General features: G+C 52.1%; 18 protein-coding genes. 12 read left to right on the top strand and 6 right to left on the bottom strand.

Annotated elements, in window-relative coordinates; translation table 11 throughout:
• The first annotated feature begins 2 nt into the window (after window positions 1-2).
• The 10 genes from mrdA to MET42_RS0101185 all read left to right on the top strand — a co-directional run bounded on the left by mrdA (window position 3) and on the right by MET42_RS0101185 (window position 10,932).
• Window positions 3-1,943, top strand: a complete 1,941-nt coding sequence (gene mrdA / locus MET42_RS0101230) for a penicillin-binding protein 2 (protein ID WP_019880874.1) — start codon at window positions 3-5, stop codon at window positions 1,941-1,943.
• Complete coding sequence (gene rodA / locus MET42_RS0101225; protein ID WP_019880873.1) at window positions 1,936-3,033, top strand: rod shape-determining protein RodA; 1,098 nt, start codon at window positions 1,936-1,938, stop codon at window positions 3,031-3,033. The genes mrdA and rodA overlap by 8 nt, the downstream gene beginning before the upstream one ends.
• Window positions 3,034-3,060: 27 nt before the next feature.
• Window positions 3,061-4,074, top strand: a complete 1,014-nt coding sequence (locus MET42_RS0101220; RefSeq protein WP_019880872.1) for a septal ring lytic transglycosylase RlpA family protein — start codon at window positions 3,061-3,063, stop codon at window positions 4,072-4,074.
• A 100-nt stretch (window positions 4,075-4,174) separates the two neighbouring features.
• Entirely contained in the window at window positions 4,175-5,272 is a 1,098-nt protein-coding gene (locus MET42_RS0101215) for a D-alanyl-D-alanine carboxypeptidase family protein (protein WP_019880870.1), read from the top strand.
• 47 nt (window positions 5,273-5,319) lie between these two features.
• A complete protein-coding gene (locus MET42_RS0101210) occupies window positions 5,320-5,607 on the top strand; it encodes a YbeD family protein (protein WP_019880868.1) in 288 nt (95 codons plus the stop codon).
• Between the two features lie 14 nt (window positions 5,608-5,621).
• Window positions 5,622-6,236 carry a lipoyl(octanoyl) transferase LipB gene (lipB, locus tag MET42_RS0101205; RefSeq protein WP_019880867.1) on the top strand — a complete coding sequence of 205 codons (615 nt, stop codon included), beginning with the start codon at window positions 5,622-5,624 and terminating at the stop codon, window positions 6,234-6,236.
• On the top strand, window positions 6,226-7,221 hold the full coding sequence (gene lipA / locus MET42_RS0101200) for a lipoyl synthase (RefSeq protein ID WP_019880866.1): 996 nt from the start codon (window positions 6,226-6,228) through the stop codon (window positions 7,219-7,221). The genes lipB and lipA overlap by 11 nt, the downstream gene beginning before the upstream one ends.
• Before the next feature lie 46 nt (window positions 7,222-7,267).
• On the top strand, window positions 7,268-8,578 hold the full coding sequence (gshA, locus tag MET42_RS0101195; protein ID WP_019880865.1) for a glutamate--cysteine ligase: 1,311 nt from the start codon (window positions 7,268-7,270) through the stop codon (window positions 8,576-8,578).
• An 18-nt stretch (window positions 8,579-8,596) separates the two neighbouring features.
• Complete coding sequence (gene gshB, locus MET42_RS0101190) at window positions 8,597-9,544, top strand: glutathione synthase (protein ID WP_029512286.1); 948 nt, start codon at window positions 8,597-8,599, stop codon at window positions 9,542-9,544.
• A gap of 113 nt (window positions 9,545-9,657) precedes the next feature.
• Window positions 9,658-10,932: a D-amino acid dehydrogenase gene (locus MET42_RS0101185; protein ID WP_019880861.1), complete on the top strand. Its 1,275-nt coding sequence runs from the start codon at window positions 9,658-9,660 to the stop codon at window positions 10,930-10,932.
• Window positions 10,933-11,301: 369 nt separating this feature from the next.
• On the opposite strand, the gene MET42_RS0101175 is transcribed toward MET42_RS0101185, so the two are convergent.
• The 3 genes from MET42_RS0101175 to MET42_RS0101165 all read right to left on the bottom strand — a co-directional run bounded on the left by MET42_RS0101175 (window position 11,302) and on the right by MET42_RS0101165 (window position 15,272).
• Window positions 11,302-12,159, bottom strand: coding sequence for a PEP-CTERM sorting domain-containing protein (locus tag MET42_RS0101175; protein ID WP_232411212.1), 858 nt, complete (start codon window positions 12,157-12,159; stop codon window positions 11,302-11,304).
• 272 nt (window positions 12,160-12,431) lie between these two features.
• On the bottom strand, window positions 12,432-14,552 hold the full coding sequence (locus MET42_RS0101170) for a TonB-dependent siderophore receptor (protein ID WP_019880858.1): 2,121 nt from the start codon (window positions 14,550-14,552) through the stop codon (window positions 12,432-12,434).
• Between the two features lie 51 nt (window positions 14,553-14,603).
• The gene (locus MET42_RS0101165) at window positions 14,604-15,272 is read right to left on the bottom strand and encodes a hypothetical protein (RefSeq protein WP_232411210.1); all 669 of its coding nucleotides are present in this window, start codon (window positions 15,270-15,272) and stop codon (window positions 14,604-14,606) included.
• Window positions 15,273-15,576: 304 nt separating this feature from the next.
• On the opposite strand from MET42_RS0101165, the gene MET42_RS15040 reads away from it, so the two are divergent.
• Window positions 15,577-15,714, top strand: coding sequence for a di-heme oxidoredictase family protein (locus tag MET42_RS15040; RefSeq protein ID WP_157380500.1), 138 nt, complete (start codon window positions 15,577-15,579; stop codon window positions 15,712-15,714).
• 12 nt (window positions 15,715-15,726) lie between these two features.
• Here the strand turns inward: MET42_RS15040 and MET42_RS0101160 are convergent, their stop codons facing one another.
• Complete coding sequence (locus MET42_RS0101160; protein WP_024930271.1) at window positions 15,727-16,650, bottom strand: bestrophin family protein; 924 nt, start codon at window positions 16,648-16,650, stop codon at window positions 15,727-15,729.
• A 162-nt stretch (window positions 16,651-16,812) separates the two neighbouring features.
• Here MET42_RS0101160 and msrB point away from each other — a divergent pair, with 162 nt between their 5' ends.
• Window positions 16,813-17,259, top strand: a complete 447-nt coding sequence (gene msrB, locus MET42_RS0101155) for a peptide-methionine (R)-S-oxide reductase MsrB (protein ID WP_019880854.1) — start codon at window positions 16,813-16,815, stop codon at window positions 17,257-17,259.
• Between the two features lie 55 nt (window positions 17,260-17,314).
• Here msrB and MET42_RS0101150 read toward each other — a convergent pair whose 3' ends face one another.
• Window positions 17,315-18,304, bottom strand: a complete 990-nt coding sequence (locus MET42_RS0101150) for a catalase family peroxidase (protein WP_019880852.1) — start codon at window positions 18,302-18,304, stop codon at window positions 17,315-17,317.
• 107 nt (window positions 18,305-18,411) lie between these two features.
• The gene (locus MET42_RS0101145; RefSeq protein ID WP_019880851.1) at window positions 18,412-18,864 is read right to left on the bottom strand and encodes a MarR family winged helix-turn-helix transcriptional regulator; all 453 of its coding nucleotides are present in this window, start codon (window positions 18,862-18,864) and stop codon (window positions 18,412-18,414) included.
• Window positions 18,865-19,080: the final 216 nt, after the last annotated feature.

Below are 19,080 nucleotides of genomic sequence, written 5' to 3'. Positions count from 1 at the left end.
ACATGGGGTATAGCACTGAACTCAAAAACCATCAAAACGAACAGCACAAGTTCCGGGTTCGTCTGGTTTTTCTGATATTAATGGTCCTCAGCGCGTTCTCCGCGCTGCTTGGTCGTTTCTATTTCCTGCAAGTCTATCGCTATGATTATTACCAGACGCTGGCAGAAAATAACCGTATTTCGATTGTCCCAATCACACCCAACCGCGGCCTGATCTCGGATCGCAATGGCATTATCCTGGCACATAACTTTTTTGTGTATACACTGGAAATCACGCCTTCTAAAACCGATGGTTTACAGGACACCATTGCCGAATTGGGTGCACTGGTTGAAATCTCGGCCTCCGATTTAAAACGCTTTAAGAAGTTGCGCGCGCAGAGTCACACCTTTGAAAGCATCCCGATCCGCACCCACCTCAACGAATATGAGGCGGCCAAGTTTGCCGTCAATCGCTTCCGTTTCCCTGGCGTTGAGCTCAAATCACGCCTGTTCCGCCATTATCCATATGGCACATTAGGCACGCATGGCATCGGCTATATCAGCCGTATCAATGAAAATGACCTCAAGCAACTCAAAGAAAGCAACCAGCTGTCGAATTACAAAGGCACTGAGCACATCGGCAAAGCCGGGGTTGAGCAGGCTTATGAAGAAGACTTACATGGCATCACCGGTTTCCAGCAGGTAGAAATTGACGCCGATGGCCGCGCGGTGCGTGTGCTATCCAGTGCATCGCCCACCTCAGGCAACAATATTGTGCTGTCTATGGATGCCAAAATGCAGGAGATCGCCGAGCATGAGTTTGCTGGCAGGCGTGGTGCATTGGTGGCGATCCAGCCAAAAACCGGCGAAGTGCTATCTATGGTGAGCATGCCGTCGTTTGATGCCAACCTGTTTGTCGATGGCATTGATTTTGACAACTGGAACAACCTCAATAACTCACCAGACAAGCCTCTGATTAACCGCAGCCTCAAGGGCATTTACCCACCTGGCTCGACATTTAAACCATTCGTTGCACTGGCAGGCCTGGAGTCTGGCAAACGCCAGCCCCCATTTACCATTAGTGACCCCGGCTATTTCACCCTGCCCAATAGCCGCCATCGCTACCGTGACTGGAAACCGTCAGGCCATGGTGCAGTGGATATGCGCAGGGCGATTACCGTCTCTTGTGACACTTTTTTCTACGGCCTGGCAGTTGAGCTCGGCATTGAGCGCCTGACAGATTTTGTGCGCCATTTTGGCTTTGGTGAAAAAACCAATATTGATATCCAGGGTGAGTTGTCCGGTCTGTTGCCAACCCCTGCCTGGAAGCAAAGGCGCTATAAACAACCGTGGTACATGGGCGAAACCGTGATTGTCGGTATCGGCCAGGGCTACACGCTGGTGACGCCCATGCAGCTAGCCTATGCCACGGCCACGCTGGCCAACAACGGCAAGGCGATTCGTCCGCACCTGGTCAATGCCATCGTTAACGCCAAAACCAACCAGGTGAAAATGTTGCCGCACATCATTGCCGACCAGCTCAACTTGAGCGCGCAGAATCTGGATATTGTGAAACTGGGCATGATGGATGTGACCCGCCCAGGCGGTACCGCTGCGGCAATCGGTGCCAATGCCGGCTATGACATCGCGGCTAAAACGGGTACTGCACAAGTGGTCGGCATCAAGCAAAATGAGAAATACAACGAAAAACTGATTAATGAACGCCACCGCGACCATGCCTGGTTTATTGCTTATGCGCCAGCCGAAGACCCCAAAATTGCCGTGGCGGTGATTGTTGAAAACGGCAGCCACGGTGGCTCTACCGCGGGCCCCATTGCCCGCAAGGTGATGGATTATTACTTGCTGGGCAAAGTCCCGGTGGACCCGGCAGCGGCACAAGCTGCAGCGGCGGCAGAAGCAGCTGTCGTCAACGCGCCAGAAGTCGAGGAGGAGCCTCATGATTAGACAATGGATAGGCCATTTTATCCGGCATATCGACTCGATTTTGCTGGCCACGGTGCTCATGGTGCTGGTGGTGGCACTCATGGTACTTTACAGCGCCTCGGGCCAGTCACTGCTTAAGGTGAATGCGCAGTTAATCAACATTGTGGTGATGCTGGGGGTGATGTTCCTGGTCGCCAATACCCAGCCACAACACATTGAGCGTATTGCGCTACCGGCCTACCTGCTTGGGCTGGCCTTACTGATTGCGGTAGCATTGGTCGGCGATATCAGCCATGGCGCACGTCGCTGGCTCAACCTTGGCGTGACAAAAATCCAACCGTCAGAACTGATGAAACTGGCGGTGCCCATCATGTTGTCATGGTACTTTTCCAAACGTGAAAGTATGCTGCGTACAGCAGACTACATCGTCGCTGGCATCATTTTGCTCACGCCCGTGTTGCTGATTGCCAAGCAACCCGACCTCGGCACAGCCACGCTGGTCTTTGCGTCAGGCTTTTATGTCATCTTTCTGGCCGGGCTGAGTTGGAAGTTTATTTTGGGCAGCGCTGTTGCCTTCGGTGCCGCATTGCCAATTCTGTGGTCCATGCTGCATGATTATCAGCGTCGCCGGGTAGAGATCCTGATTGATCCCAGCCAGGATCCCTTAGGCGCCGGTTACCATATTATCCAGGCCACCATCGCCATTGGCTCTGGTGGCACCACTGGCAAAGGTTGGCTCAATGGCACGCAGTCACAACTCGACTTTGTGCCAGAAAGAACGACCGACTTTATTTTTGCGGTGTTTGCTGAAGAGTTTGGCCTGGTTGGCTGCAGCCTGTTATTGCTGTTGTTCACCATTATTATCGGCCGCGCCTTCATTATCGCGTCACAAGCCAAGAGTACCTTTTCGCGTTTGCTGGCGGGTAGCATCGCCGCCACTTTCTTTACTTATTGCTTCGTGAATATGGGCATGGTGAGCGGTATCCTGCCTGTGGTCGGCATTCCATTACCACTGGTCAGCTACGGCGGCACCTCACTGTTAACCCTGGGCCTTAGCCTGGGCTTGCTGATGAGCGTTCAATCGCACAAACGCCTGGTGGCGACGGATTAAGCGCGTAAACACCGATTAAGGAACAGGATGTTTTTTTACTTGCAACGGTTATGCATCGTCACGCTAGCCATCTGGCTGGCAGCTTGTAGCAGCAGCATGCCTCCCCGGCAAACGGCACCGGCGGCACCACCGACCAGGCCCGCCACCAGCGGCGCTGCCAGCTCGACACCTACCCCCGCTACCAACAACACCGCAACGAATGGCTCAGTCATTGGTGGCCCCAAAGTCATTAACATCGACCCCAAACCAGAGACTAGCGGCAATCCGACTGACGGCATAGACCCGAACATCCCGCTCGAAACCACAGTCACGCCCAAGCTGGAACCGATTGTCAAAGGCACCACCAAACCCTATATCGTCAATGGTGAAACCATGACGCCGATGTCTGAAATCAATACACCGTTCACACAAACCGGACATGCTTCGTGGTATGGCAAAAAATTCCATGGCCGCCGCACTGCCAGTGGTGAACCCTATGACATGTTCAAATTAACCGCTGCGCATAGAACATTGCCTATCCCCAGCTATGTACGCATCACCAACCTCAGCAATGGCAAAACCATCATGGCACGCGTTAATGACCGCGGCCCGTTTGGCCGTGACCGCATCATAGACCTCTCTTACGCCGCGGCCAAACAACTGGATATTATTCGCCATGGCTCGGCACAAGTTGAGGTGTCACTGATAGACCCGACCCAGCAAGCGCCGTCGCAACAACCCTCGGCACCACCTGCTGCCAGCAATACACCGCCCCAGGCAATCCCCACACCAGCCGTGGCATCCGCCAACGCACTGACGACACTGGAAGCCGGTGGCATTTATGTACAAGTGGGCGCATTTGGCCAGGAAGAAAATGCGGACCGCCTGCACCAGCGCATTTTCACCACCCTGCCAGAAACACAATCCCTACTCAACAAAGTGTATAATGGAAAAACGTTCCAGATTGTGCTGGGGCCTTATCCGGATCACGCATTAGCAGCGCAAGCCGCCAGCCAGATGCGTGACAAATTGCAGTTACCTGCACTGATATTTTCGCGGTAGTCTTTTTCCGTTAGCAGTTTTCTTCTCATTAATTTTTATTCTCGTATAAATGATGACCATGTGGCGTTCCTGTATTGCTTTTCTACTTTCCATTCCTTTAATGACCGTGGCGGCCGAAGCCATCACTGGCAATGTGCCAACACCGACATTGGCAGCCAAAGCCTTCGTGCTGCGCGATGCCAATACCGGCAGCCTGCTGGCAGCGAGCAACCCGGATATGCCGGTTGAGCCTGCGTCACTGACCAAAGTGATGACGGCTTACCTGACGTTTGAAGCGGTAAAGCAAAAACGCCTGGCACTGACACAAACCTTGCCGGTCAGCCAAAAAGCCTGGAAAGTCGAAGGCTCTAAAATGTTTATCGATACCACCATGACGGTCACGGTGGATGAGCTGTTACATGGCCTGATTATCCAGTCTGGCAATGATGCTGCCATTACCCTGGCAGAAGGCATTGCAGGTAGCGAAGAGTTATTTGCATCATTAATGAACAAAAAAGCGGCGGCCCTAGGCATGAAAAACAGCCATTTTGTGAATGCCACAGGCTTGCCAGACCCTACGCACACCACCACTGCGCGTGACTTGTCGATCTTGGCCAATGCCCTGATTCGTGACTATCCACAAGACTATGCGCGCCTGTATTCACAAAAGTCTTATACCTATAACAACATCACGCAGCCTAACCGCAACCGCTTGCTGTTTCTCGACCCCAGCGTGGATGGCATGAAGACCGGCCACACGGAATCTGCAGGTTATTGCCTGATTTCTTCAGCCAAACGTAGTGACTTCCGCTTGATTTCTGTGGTCCTCGGCACCACTTCAGATAATGTACGCGCGGCCGAAAGCCAGAAACTGCTGAATTTTGGTTTCCAGTTTTATGAGTCCAAGCTGATTTACGCAGCAGACAAAGCCATTACGCGTCAAAAAGTATGGAAAGGCACCGAAAGCGAAGTCGACTTAACGGTCGCCAAACCAGTCTATTTAACATTACCGCAAGGTGAGTATGCCAATATGAAGGCGAATCTGCGCATTGCAAAACCACTGGAAGCGCCATTAAAAGCGCATCAAACCGTGGGTGCAGTAGATTTTAGCCTGGGCGGCAAAGTGGTACATAGTGTGCCGCTGGTGACCGTACATGCCGTTGAGGCCAGCAATATCTTCTCACGCATGATCGACCAGGTCCGCCTGTATTTGCAGTAAACCCTTGTCGTCATAAAGCGGAACAAGCACAAAGGTAGGTGAACCCCATGACCCAGCAAGAACAAACGCCTGCGGCGGAAGAAACCCTGATTGAGTTTCCCACCAACTTCCCGATCAAGGTCATGGGCGAAACACATGACGACTTCACACTCGAAGTCACGCGCGTGATTCAAGGCCATTGGCCAGAATTCGACACGCACCTGATAGAGATGCGCGGCAGCAGCAACGGCAAATACCTGAGCCTGACCTGCCTGGTGTATGTCACCTCCAAACCGCAACTGGACGATATCTATCGCAGCCTGACCTCGCACCCGATGGTCAAGGTTGTGTTGTAACCTGCTTTGCCTCCATGCCTGCTCTGCAAATCCGCCAGCTGGGCTTGACCGATTATGCAGCCACGCTGGCTGACATGCAGGCATTTACCGCCGGGCGCAACCAAGACACGCCAGACCAGCTGTGGGTCACCGAACATCCGCCGGTCTATACGCTGGGCCTTAACCGCCGTGGCGTGCGCCTGCCGCAAAACGACATCCCGGTGGTTAATGTAGACCGTGGCGGCAAAATCACTTATCACGGCCCCGGGCAGTTAATCATTTATTGCCTGGTTGATCTGGCGCGCAGCCACTTGAATGTGCGGCAACTCGTCTCCATCTTGGAAAACAGCCTGATAGAATTTCTGGCCGCACACGGCGTTGCCGCCGAAGCGCGTGCCGATGCACCCGGCGTCTATGTGGATGGCAAAAAAATTGCCTCACTCGGATTACGGCTGAAAAACCAGTGCTGCTATCATGGCCTGAGTTTGAATATTGAGATGGATCTACAACCGTTTGCCGACATTGACCCTTGCGGTTATGCTGGCATGCAGATGACGCAAACCCGGGATTTAAATATCGCGCTGACGATGACTGACATTGCAGCGGATTTAACCCAACGATTGAAAGAGAAACTGACGCATGTCAGATAATTCCACCCAAGAACATCCAATCGACGCGCGCCCGGCCAAAAAGGTGGCAGGTGTCAAAGAAATCGACGCAGCCAAGACTTCGCGTATTCCGATTAAAATCGTGCCGCAACCCATGCTGCGCAAACCGGAATGGATACGCATGAAAGTGCCGGATTCGGCCCGCTTCCAGGAAATCAAACAGGTATTGCGCGATAACAACCTGCATACGGTGTGCGAAGAAGCCAGTTGCCCCAATATTGGTGAATGCTTTAGCGGCGGCACCGCCACCTTTATGATTCTGGGCGATATTTGTACCCGCCGCTGCCCGTTCTGCGACGTCGCCCACGGCAAACCGTTGCCACCTGATGCCAATGAACCAGAAAACCTGGCGCGTACCATCGCGCAAATGAAGCTGCGTTACGTCGTGGTCACCTCGGTCGACCGTGATGACTTGCCTGACGGCGGCGCACAGCATTTTGTCGATTGCATCCGCGCCATTCGCGCCCAATCCCCGCAGATTAAAATAGAAATCCTGGTACCGGATTTTCGTGGCCGCCTGGATGTTTCACTCAAAATCCTGCGCGAGGCGCCGCCGGACGTCATGAACCATAACCTGGAAACCGTGCCACGCCTCTACAAGCAGGCACGCCCGGGCTCTGATTACCAGCACTCCCTCGACTTGCTCAAGCAATTTAGCCAGATGTATCCGCATGTGCCGACCAAATCCGGCCTGATGCTGGGCCTGGGTGAAACTGATGAAGAAATTCTGGAGGTGATGCGGGACTTGCGCGCGCATGGTGTCAGCATGCTGACATTAGGTCAATATTTACAGCCCAGCGTGCACCACTTGCCGGTATTGCGCTATGTCACGCCACAAACCTTTGACTGGTTTAAGCAACATGCAGACGCCATGGGCTTTGACAATGCCGCTAGCGGCCCTATGGTGCGCAGCAGTTACCATGCAGACCAGCAAGCGCATGCCGTGATCGAACAACCCTCATCATAAGCAGTGCCGGTATCCCCGGCCAACAATAACAAGCACAGGAGCAACCATGGTTCCACACTTAACAACGGCTTTGAGCGGACCACTGTACACGCTGGAAAAACGCGTGTTGCAGGCGATGCCGGACATCGAACACTGGTTTCGCACGAAATGGCAGGAAATCCCCGCGCCGTTTTATGCCAGTGTGGACCTGCGTAATGCCGGTTTTAAAATCGCGCCGGTAGATACCAATTTGTTCCCAGGCGGTTTCAACAACCTTAATCCTGAATTCCTAAGCCTGTCTGTGCAAGCGGCACAAGTCGCCGTCGAAAAAATCTGTCCTGACGCGCGCCGTTTATTGCTGATTCCGGAAAACCATACTCGCAACACTTACTACCTGCGCAATGTGGTGGAATTATGCAATATTCTCAAAGCCGCAGGCATGGAAGTGCGCGTTGGTAGCCTGTCACCAGACATCACTGAAATCACCCGACTGGAAACCCATGATGGCCTGCCCTTGATCCTGGAGCCGCTGGTGCGCGTGAAAAACCGCCTGCAATTAAAAGCGGCTTCGTTTGAGGGTGTCGATTATCCAGCCTTTGATAGCTGTGCCATCCTGCTCAATAATGATTTATCCGGCGGTGTGCCTGACATGTTACAAGGCTTGGAGCAAAACCTGATTCCACCTTTGCATGCTGGCTGGTTTATCCGCCGCAAATCACAGCACTTCGCCGCCTATGACAAAGTGGTCGAGGAGTTTTCGCAATTACTGCAAATCGACCCCTGGTTGCTGAACCCCTATTTTGACACCGCCAGCGGTATTGATTTCCATGCCCGCGTCGGTGAGGACTTGCTGGCAGACAAAGTCGATGCCATCTTGAAAAAAATTCAAGCCAAGTACGATGAATACGGCATCACCCAACAACCGTTTGCCATCGTCAAAGCCGATGCCGGCACTTATGGCATGGGCATCATGAGTGTGAAGTCAGCAGATGAAGTACGCGACCTTAACCGTAAAGCACGCAACAAAATGTCGGTGATCAAAGAAGGCATGCAAGTGTCTGAAGTCATGATCCAGGAGGGTGTGTATACCTTTGAGAATATCAACGATGCAGTGGCTGAACCGGTCGTGTACATGATGGATCACTTCGTGGTTGGTGGTTTTTACCGCGTGCATACCGGTCGCGGCATTGATGAAAACCTCAATGCTCCTGGCATGCATTTCGTGCCACTGGCGTTTGAAAAGCCCTGTACCCTGCCCGACTGTGCGGGCGCCCCTGATGCGCCGCCTAACCGCTTCTACGCTTATGGCGTGGTGGCTCGCCTGGCCTTGCTGGCAGCCGGCATGGAGTTACAGGACAATGATCCACTGAATGCATAATTGAGCCAGAGGCGCATGATGAAATTGCTGTTTATTCTCGACCCGCTGCATACCCTTAAAGCGTATAAAGACACCAGCCTCGCCATCATGCGTGCTGCGCAAGCGCGCGGACACCAGTTATGGGTGTGCGAGCAACACGACTGGCACTTGCAGCGCGAAGTGGCGCTGGTCGATGTCCAGCCATTTGCATTGAATGACAGCAGCTGGACCGTGGGCGAGAAAACCACACAGACACCAAGCAGTTTTGATGCCGTGCTGATGCGCAAAGACCCGCCGTTCGATAACGAATACCTCTACAGCACCTATTTGCTGGAGCTAGCGCAACAACAGGGCGCGCGCATCATTAACGACCCTGCATCTATCCGTGGCTGGAATGAGAAATTGTCCGTCGCGCGCTTTCCGCAATTTGCGCCACCATTCATTGTCACCAGCAAACAAGAGAAAATACTGGCGTTTTTGGCCGAACATGAGGACATCATCGTCAAGCCTCTTGATGGCATGGGCGGCAGTGGCATTTTCCGTTTACGTAAAGATGACCCGAATATCTACGCCATCCTCGAAACACTGACCCAATTTGAAACGCAAACCATCATGGTGCAGCGTTACATTCCAGAAATTGTCAAAGGTGACAAACGCATTCTGGTCATCAATGGCGAACCGTTACCGTATGCTTTGGCCCGTATCCCCAAAACCGGCGAAACACGCGGCAACCTGGCCGCGGGTGGCAAAGGCGTCGCCCAACCATTAAGTGACCGTGACCGAGAAATCGCCGTGACAGTTGGTCAAATACTCAAACAACATGGCCTGTTTCTGGTCGGCCTCGATGTGATTGGCGATTATTTAACCGAGGTGAATGTCACCAGCCCGACCGGCATGGTTGAGATTGCCGCACAATCAGCAACGTGGGCGCTGCCATGCGACCCGGCAATCGTGATGATACAGGCGCTGGAAAAGCTCACGCCCTAGCTCGCTCAAAAAACTCAAACTATCTGCATACTCAATTATCAAGTTTGCTAATATGACTCATGTGATTTGAAGTCATTAGTGATATCGTCCGTTGCAGTCGTAGGAGTGTCATCATGCGTGTGTTGGTGCTGGGTTCTGGTGTTATTGGCGTCACAAGTGCTTATTACCTGGCATTAAAAGGCTTTGAGGTCACCGTTATCGATCGCCAGCCAGCGGTCGGCCTGGAAACCAGTTTTGCCAATGCAGGCCAGATTTCACCCGGCTACGCAGCGCCCTGGGCCGGGCCGGATGTGCCGCTCAAAGCGCTCAAATGGTTGTTTCAGCGCCATGCGCCGCTTTCCATCAGGCCAGACTTCAGCGTATGGCAATTGCAATGGATCACACAGTTCTTACGCAACTGCTCAAGTGATCGCTACGATCTCAACAAATCCCGCATGGTGCGTCTGGCCGAATATAGCCGTGATTGCCTGCGCACACTACGCACCAACACCGGCATCCACTACGAAGAGCGCAGCCGCGGTACGCTGCAGGTTTTCCGCACACCCAAACAACTCGCTGCTGAAACCAAGGATATTGCCGTACTTAGCCACATGGGCGTGCCCTTTCAGCATGTGGACCCGGAGGGTTGCGTGCGCATTGAACCAGCACTGGTGCATGTGCAAGACCAGCTGTTGGGTGGCTTGTACTTGCCTGGTGATGAAACTGGCGATTGCCAGCTATTTACCTCCCGGCTGGCGCTAGCAGTACAAACACTGGGCGTGCAATTCAGGCAAGACATCACTATCGAGCGCCTGATCACACAACAAGGCCAGTTACTTGGTGTAGAAGTTAAAAATGCGCATGGTACCGACACTTTGATGGCAGATCATTATGTGGTCGCCCTAGGCAGTTACTCACGTCAGCTGATGCAAGGATTGGGCTTGAATTTGCCCGTGTATCCGGTCAAAGGCTACTCCCTGACCGTACCGATTATGCGTGCTGACGCTGCCCCGATCTCGACAGTGATGGATGAAACCTACAAAGTAGCCATTACCCGCTTTGATCAGCGTATCCGCATAGGGGGCATGGCGGAACTGGCTGGCTTTGACCTCACCCTAAACCCACGCCGACGCCAAACACTGGAGATGGTCTTAAATGGATTATTTCCACATGCAGGCGATATATCACAAGCGTTGTTCTGGACTGGATTGCGCCCGATGACACCGGATGGCACCCCCGTTATTGGCCAGGCAGATTCCCGCTATCCTAATGTATGGCTGAATACCGGCCATGGCACTTTGGGCTGGACCATGGCTTGTGGCTCAGGGCAGGTGCTTGCTGACCTGATAAGCCATGACAACCCCGCCATTGGCGCTCAAGAATTCAGTCTCAAACGCTATTCTGCTTAACGCCTTCCTTGTAGTTGCCCTGTGCCAAAATGTAGCTTTGAACTGCAATTTTTAAAATTGATGCCATGGCTGATCAATTAAAAAACCTGCAAGCCGCGTGAGGTCAATCTAACGCTCAACCCGTCGATGCCAACTTTACCGATTTCCAGGAACGCGGCTCTACCGATTATTTGTAGGAAAATCGATGGGTATTTCTTATAAAAACAATACGGATAAAGAGAGGACAATCATCGTGGCAACTTCACAACAAAAAATAACAGGCATGATTGCATGCCTGCTGTGAAGCAACGTCGACCCCGGGCGCGCGATGTCCCACAGAGAATCGGGTAATCCGCACCTACAACACTCATGCAGGTGCGGAAAATTAAGTCAGACTCTACGGCGACGAACTGTTGCGCCGATGAGACCTAGGCCTGCCAAGAGCATGGCTATGCTCTCTGGTTCTGGCACGGGAATCACCGAAACCACGTCAAAACTTAAAGTTGGTAATGCTTGCCCTTGTCCACCCGTGAAAATAATCATCCCCAAAGTGTCGGCGGTACTCATCAGATAAAATGAAGTCTCTTTGTTGCTGCCGCTTGCTGATGCAGAGAGGATGTCCGAGAAGAACGACGCGTCTGATGCAAGGTTATAGCTCAAGCTGACGTATCCGGTGCCACCGGCTGGTACGGTAAAAGTTTCCGACCCCAGCAGTGAGGTACTGCCTGCCCAACTTTGTAGCGCTGCAGCGTTGCTGGCGTAGACTGGGTTGAGTTGGCGATCTGTCGGCGTGCCTTTGGACTGTGCCCAGTCGTCATTGCCCACCCAGTAAATATCGAAAGTTCCAGAGCCAATGCCAAAGCGTGAATTGTTCTGAACAGAGTATGAGGATGTAAAGGAGAGACTGGCGTTGGCGACATTCCAGTTGCCAGCCCCATAGGTGGTGTTTAGAGAGTCGACAATCGAGCCGATATTAAAACTGAAGGCTTCGTTGGCTGCCAATGCATTGCCTCCGGTATTGGTCTTAGAGAGGCTGCCCTGGACGCCACCGGCACCACCTGCCCATCCCCAGCCATCGACAGCACTGTAACTTGAAAATATCATGTCGCTGGCCGTTGAGCCCGTGCCGCCAGCCCCCCCGCTACCCACAATCGAAATGCTTTCATGTGTCAGCGTCGCTGCACTGACATTTCCGATAAAGGTTGCGGCAAGCAACCCTAGAAGGATGGTTGGTAGATGTTTGTTCACTTTAAGACTCCTACTCGTTGTTGAGAAAATGAATGGGACTTATATTGCTCCCCTAGATGCATTATACATATCGCTATATACGATCGTATATAGCGATACCACCTGAGTTTTTTGCTTGGATTGGTTAGTTCCCTATGATTGTGGCAATGTAACGAAGCGGATGTTGACTAAACCGCCCAGAATCTAGGTGTATACCGACCAGGCCCGCAGATCGCTGGAATTCAAGATGCCGAGATGCATTCCGATATTGATCGTCATGAATAGAGGCTCATCTAAAATTTGAACGTGACGCCAACCTCTGCATACCGACCCGGTGCAACAAGATATGCCGCGGTGTAATATTCTTTATTGAACAGGTTTAGAACCTTGACGTAGTAGTCGTTGTTTCCCACGGTCTTATTCACCTTCAAATCAACCACATGGTAGTCCGGTAAATTCTGGGTTCCGAAATAAGTAGCGACACCATTCACCACATTAGTGTAATTTCCATCACTACTGGCGTTACCGCTACCCTGGCTATACATGCTTCTCACCGGCCCAACATAATTTACGTTCACATGTGCGGTGAAGCTGCTCCCGGTGTAATTGACGCCATACGAGTATTTACGCAATGGAATATCGGCCACTTGCAATTTCATCGCCGTGTCATAAGCATTCGTATAAGAGTAATTTGCAAATACCTTAATGCTTTCGCCAACCATTTGGCTAACTTCCGTCTCGTAGCCCAGCATTTCAACTTCGGGTATGTTGAAGTACTGGGTGTGTCCGCCACCGCCACCGGCACCTTTGATCATGTTCGTAATGCGCCGGTTGAACCCCGTCAGGCCGAACCTGAGTCCAAAGTCTGTTAAAGTCTCTACCCCAACCTCACGATTGAGACCTACTTCTGGCAAAACAGTCGCACCGAAGTAAGGAATAATCGTTCCTCCACTATTCAGCGGAACCAGTGCGGGTGCAGATCTTTCCATCGCGGTGGGGGCTCTGAAACTCTTCCCGATGGAAGCACGTAGCGCAATACTTTCGATTGGCCTGAAATTCAAAGCCAACACTGGATCGTCGGATGAGTACACACCTTTCTGCTCTTTATTGGCTGGTCTCGTCCATGTGACGTTCTTGACGGCGACATGATCTTCGACTTCGTTGTGCCGAAAGCCTAAGCTCATACTGAGTTGGCGGGTGATATTCCACACGTCTTGCAGATAATAACTCTTGGCTGTGTAATTGTAGTCGCCACTGGCATAAGTCACCGGTGGAGTGCCTGGTGGCAGAGGGGTTTGCTCCTCAAAGCGCCGTCTTTCTTCCGTATACCCCCAAGTGGCTGTATTGGCTTTGCCGATTCTGATCGTGTGTTGCAATTCATAGCCACTCGTATTGCCACTCCAGTCTATTTGCTGGAAACCGGATGTTGTGAGCAAACTACTTAATTCGGACCGAAAAACTTTCAAACTGATATCGTTATTTTCGTTCAGCTTCTGGTTATATACGGTGCCCAAATATGACTCCTTGATAGGGTCATATCCCCAGTCATAAGTGGGACCACCACCGGTGGCGCCCCCACCGAAATAATTGTTTTGCATCGTCAGTGTACTGCCCCCACCGGGATACCCCACACGAGCTGTTGCGTTATATCGGTTCGGCAATTGCCTCGTCGTTTCCGAATGTGATCCGAACACAGTAAGAGAAGCCTTTGGATTGATATCCCACTTCAGTTTTCCGTTGAGGTATTGCGAGTCTTCGGCCGTATGGCTTTTAAAGCCCCCGATGTTATTCGGATTGTCGTCATAGCCATCTGTGCTGCTCAGCTTCGCGCCAAGGTAATAGCTGACATTTTCGGTGCCTCCAGCCAGCGAGGCCGAATATATTTCTGAACCCCAGCTTCCCTTAGCTAGCCCCAGCGAGCCGGAAAGTTTTCCGCTGGCATTTTTCGTTGTGATGAATATCACGCCACCGGGCGCATTGCTGCCGTAAATGACGGGAACAGGCCCCTTGAATATTTCGATTTTCTCAATGTTGTCAGTGGGGATGATAGACAAATCGATTCTTGCGTCCCCGCCGCCGTTGATCATCACTCCATCGATAATGACCTTGGTGCTATTGGCATCGCTACCGCGTATCTGCGATACCTTTCGCCCCTTCACATTGCTGCCGGTCACGTACAGACCTGCGACATCCTTCACGGCCTCATCTACCGTTTGCGCCCCTTTGGCCTTGATCTCTTCCGCCGTCACAACCGTTGATTTCACGGGGATTGCGAGTGGATTAAGCTTTTTACCTGTGACTACGACATCACTCAGCTCTATATGGCCAGCACCTGTATTACCTTCCTCTGCGGCGGGCACGGCAAAGGCGAAAGCCAGCAGGGCTGTAAGAAAAAAAAGTTTGATACCTTTCACGAAATCGCTCCCTACGCGTAGTGAATACTTATACGAGTATGGTTAACGAAATCAATGCGTGTCAGCCGCCGGTAGCGGGAACACCCAAGGGCCTCCAGCTTCTTTGTCGGCAGCCACCAGATCGGCTTGGCCAGCGTGGCTGACGAGGTAATCTGCAAGTTGCCGGGCAAGTTCACGTTGGCGTGTATTTGCTGGGTGACGAGGCCCCGGCTCAACCACCACATATACCCGGCGCATGGCCGGATCACCCTTGAGCAACACCGCCATGCCTTTGCTTGGCATCTTGCCGAATGCCACAGGAATGTGGCCAACCACCGCGTAACCATGCTTGTCGACGGCGGAGCGCAGCACCTGCTGGGGCGACTCGGCATCGTCGTATAACTGCTGGCGTGGCCCCGGTCGAAGGCCAAGGGAACGGAACAGGCCGTGCACGATGCCAAAGCTACCGGGATCACGGAAGCCGATCAGGGGCGCGTCGGCGGCTACGATACGGCGCATGGCCTCGGCAGCATCCGGTGCCTCGGCCACCTTGGCTGGATCATCATTGGGCCCGACGATCACATGCTCATTCATGGCCCAGGCACGTAACGGCGCAGCCACTCCGGCAGCTAACAGGCCGTAGGTCTCATCGCTGCCATGAATCAGCAATAAATCGGCCTCACCATCGCGAAAGATGGGTACCACGCCTTCTTTGGGAGCCGCAGCTACAGTCTCAATCACAAGGCCGGTTGCCTTGCCGGCGCGCTTGGCAAGAGCGGGCCAGACGCCCGAAAGCACCAGCCCGCCTACCACGGCCACCTTGACCCGCGCCTCGGCAGTCGTATCCTGTGCTGCTTCACTCGTCGCCAAGCAAATCGCCAGCAGGATGGCAAGATACCCGCGGCAAGCTTTCATGGTCTATCCTTTTTAAAAAGTGGTGTCCGCCCGAATGGCTGATCGTTATATCCATTAGTATATAGCGAACATCGCATTAATCCTATTGAGGAATAGCTAAATTCGGCTGGAAATCCAAAATGCCATACCAATGAATTACGCACTTGGACGCGAGTGGCGCACGCCGCCACTATGGCATGGCGGTGAAGCCGATACGGCCAGAATGCGCTTTCTCCACCTGAGTAAAGAAGAGCGGGCAACCCTGCTGAAACTTCTAGAGTCGCTTTAGCAATGACGTGCGCTACATGAGTACAAATTCTTTCGGCACTGGCGATGCGGGTAGCGTCTCATCGCCCAACGCTTCCCTGAGTTCTATCTCAATCAAATCGGTCAGTGCGTTAATCGGTAATGCGTTGGCAATTGGCGCGAAAGGCTCCTCCAGTTCGTTACCCAAGGCATCCAGCCCAAACAAGGTGTAGGCGGCTAGTGCGGTCACAAAGGGTGTTGCCCAGCCCAAGGTGTTGGCAAAACCAAATGGCATTAAAAAGCAAAATGTATAAGCCGTGCGATGCAAAAGCAAGGTATAGCCAAAGGGAATCGGCGTGTTCTGAATACGCTCACAAGCGGCCTGAGTCAGTGCCAATTTCTGAATTAATTCCTCAAGCAGGTTAAATTGGATAGGCTGAATTCGACCATCCCTTAACGCTTCGATCAAGATACGCTCCATCGCGCGCAAAATGACCTCCGGTGGATTTTTACTCTGGGTAAATGCGCTAGCAGTTGCCGCAGGCAACAACCGTGTTATTTTTGGCAATTGATCACCTGGCCTGAGCTGCATGAGCAGCGCATGCGCGTAAGCGATGTTGTGCTCCAGAAGCTGTCTACGTGACGGGCTTAGGCTGCCATCCAGGTGATCTAGAATCTGGCTTAAACGCGCCAGGTTTCTGGCTGTCAGCATAAATTCGCCCCAAATTTTTCTCGCCTCCCACCAGCGCTCATAACAGGCATTGTTTCTAAAAGCGAGGAAAATGGACAAGGTAATGCCCAGCAGGGCAAACGGTCCACCATCAAACTTGGGTAACCAGTCGGGCTTCAAGGTGTACACAGACACCACCGCGGCGGACAGCGTTGCCACGAACACCAGCAAGGGCATGATTCTGAGCACGATCGAGCCTTTGATGATAAAAAACAGCTCTAACAAATGTGGTCTGGGTCTGACGATCAAGGGAAGTCTCCTGCCTGGCGAACCATTGCGATAATGTTATACTCGATAGTCTGTAGTCTATCTGCCAGTGCAGCACCTGTATGTTTGAAAAAGACATGGGAAACCACTGGTTTAGCATTTTTTGTCGTCTGTGCCGTGCATCATCGCTAATGGATTAACATCATGTTGAAATGGAAAGATATCCTGAAACTTGCCAGGGAAGGAAACCTGGCCCCCGATCACAAATTACAGAAATCCATCCGTGCCTGGCGCGAGATTCTGGATGACGAAGTATTCGCAATCACGCGCCTGAGTGCGACCGAGCGGCCATTTTCGTCAGAAATGTGTGTCGCTTTCACGCCAGGGCGTTACGCCTGTACCTGTTGCGAGCAAGTGCTGTTTGATTCCGGGCAGAAATTTGAATCCGCTTCCGGCTGGCCCTCATTTGACCAACCGTTGGCCAGCAATGCGATCGCCTACTTTGCCGATGAGAGTCACGGCATGCAGCGCGTTGAGGTGAAATGTAATGTGTGTGACGCGCATCTGGGGCATGTGTTTCCAGATGGCAAAACAGACAGTGGCCTGCGTTATTGCATTAATGGTAAAGCCATTACTTTTGTCGCCCATTAAAAAAGCGCTGACCTATTAGGGCCAGCGCTTTGTCTCTTGCAGCTACTCGCTAAACTTAGTGTGCAAGTCTCCTGCCGAAACTCACCGCATAAGCTGTAGGGCGTGCCAGCAAGATAGGATCCTGGCTAGGCGCAATGCCGTCCGTCAGCTGTAAGGGGTTAAACATGATCGGCTTCTCTGCCGCTTTACTATCAGCCACGGCTTTATTGAGTGTTAACGTGCCCAACTCTACCGTTTTACGGCTATCCGGCCATGCCACGGTCGCGTTATTCACTTCATCGCCCTGCTCTGCCAATTGCAGCAATATTTTGTATTGCACACCTTTGGCCTGTACGCGTTCCACAATATCGGTCATCAGGTAATCTGGCGCTGCCTTATCCGTGGCTTCCTTGCTTAAATATTGCGCACCGGCGACAGGCACAATCTGATAACGACCGTAGACTGATTTACCAGCAGCATTCGTGAATGCAAATGCATTCACCCCAAAAAATGGCTGGGTGGCAAAACTCACCGGTGCTGGTTTCGGGGTGGTCACAAATTTAAGGGCTGCCGGATGCGTACCTAAAAATTGTTCCACTGGGCTAGGTTTGGCCGTGCTGCCTGCTGAATCACGCACTGCATTCAGCAAGCCCAGAAAATCCTCAGGTGTCGCTGCCGGAAAACCATTGACCGAAATACTCACAATGTCAGTCGCCGTACCATCTGGCAATTGAAAGCGAATCGCGATGCCTTTAGGAAAAGCGTTGCCATTGGCATCGGGAATATTAGGCACCCCAGTCGCGTTTGAAAAACGCACCAGCACCGGCGAGACTTTCTGGAAATGCGCCGCCTGGCTAATGCCTGCCGCCTGCGCAGTCGGTGTAAACGTGCCCTCAACCAGCACACCCTTGGCGTGGTTGGCGCGATAGCCCGCATGCGGGCCGCCGGAGAGCGTTGTCAAGGTATCGACTAATTGCTCAGTCACGGGTTTATCATCGGCCCATGCTGGATTCGCGGTGGCAAAAGCGGCAGCGAACAACGCGCTCAGGATTGCTCTTGTTTTCATCTTCATTCCCTTTCACTAAAATTTAAAAAAATGATCACACAAAATTAAATCGTGCACTACTTAAATGTCAAAAAAATGAACACCCGCTTTTTTAAGTTGCCCGGGGCTTAGGCAACATGCTGAATCAAATGATTACGCAAGCTATTCAGCCGCTCACGCAATGCACCAAGTTCCTCCAGTGAACAGCCCATGGCACACAGCATGTCATCCATCATGCCGGCCGCCTGCTGGCGCAACTGCCGTCCTTGCTCTGTCAGGCAGATAATCACCTGGCGCTCATCCTGGCTGGAACGGATGCGTTGCACCAGCGCAGCAGATTCCAGCCGTTTCAACAACGGCGTTAACGTCGCCGAGTCTAAAAATAACTGCTCACCGATATCACTGACCGTACGTTGATCACTTTCCCACAATACCAGCATGACCAAATACTGTGAATAAGTGAGATCCAGCTTTTTTAACAACGGCCGATAGACCTTGTTGATCGCCAGTGACAGCGAATATACCGAGAAACATAGCTGGTCTTGCAATATCGGGGTTTTGCTTTTCACAATCTCATTCATATGCATCGATTATAAATAGCACACTATATAATAGCAATAGATTTAAAATCTATTTATGAAAATAATTGATCACATAGTGAACAATGAAGTTTGCTTTTTTATGCATTCTGATCTGGCTCATTTCAATCTCCTGTAAGCATGAGAAACCATCATAAACCCGATATTTGCTGAAATAAAGTTGAATGTTTTTATCCAGCATATAAGTAAAATTTATCG

Origin of the sequence: Methylophilus sp. 42 (assembly GCF_000384155.1) — a bacterium.
GTDB lineage: Bacteria > Pseudomonadota > Gammaproteobacteria > Burkholderiales > Methylophilaceae > Methylophilus.
Note: the sequence above shows the minus strand (reverse complement) of the source record. Positions and strands in the feature narration are given on the sequence as shown.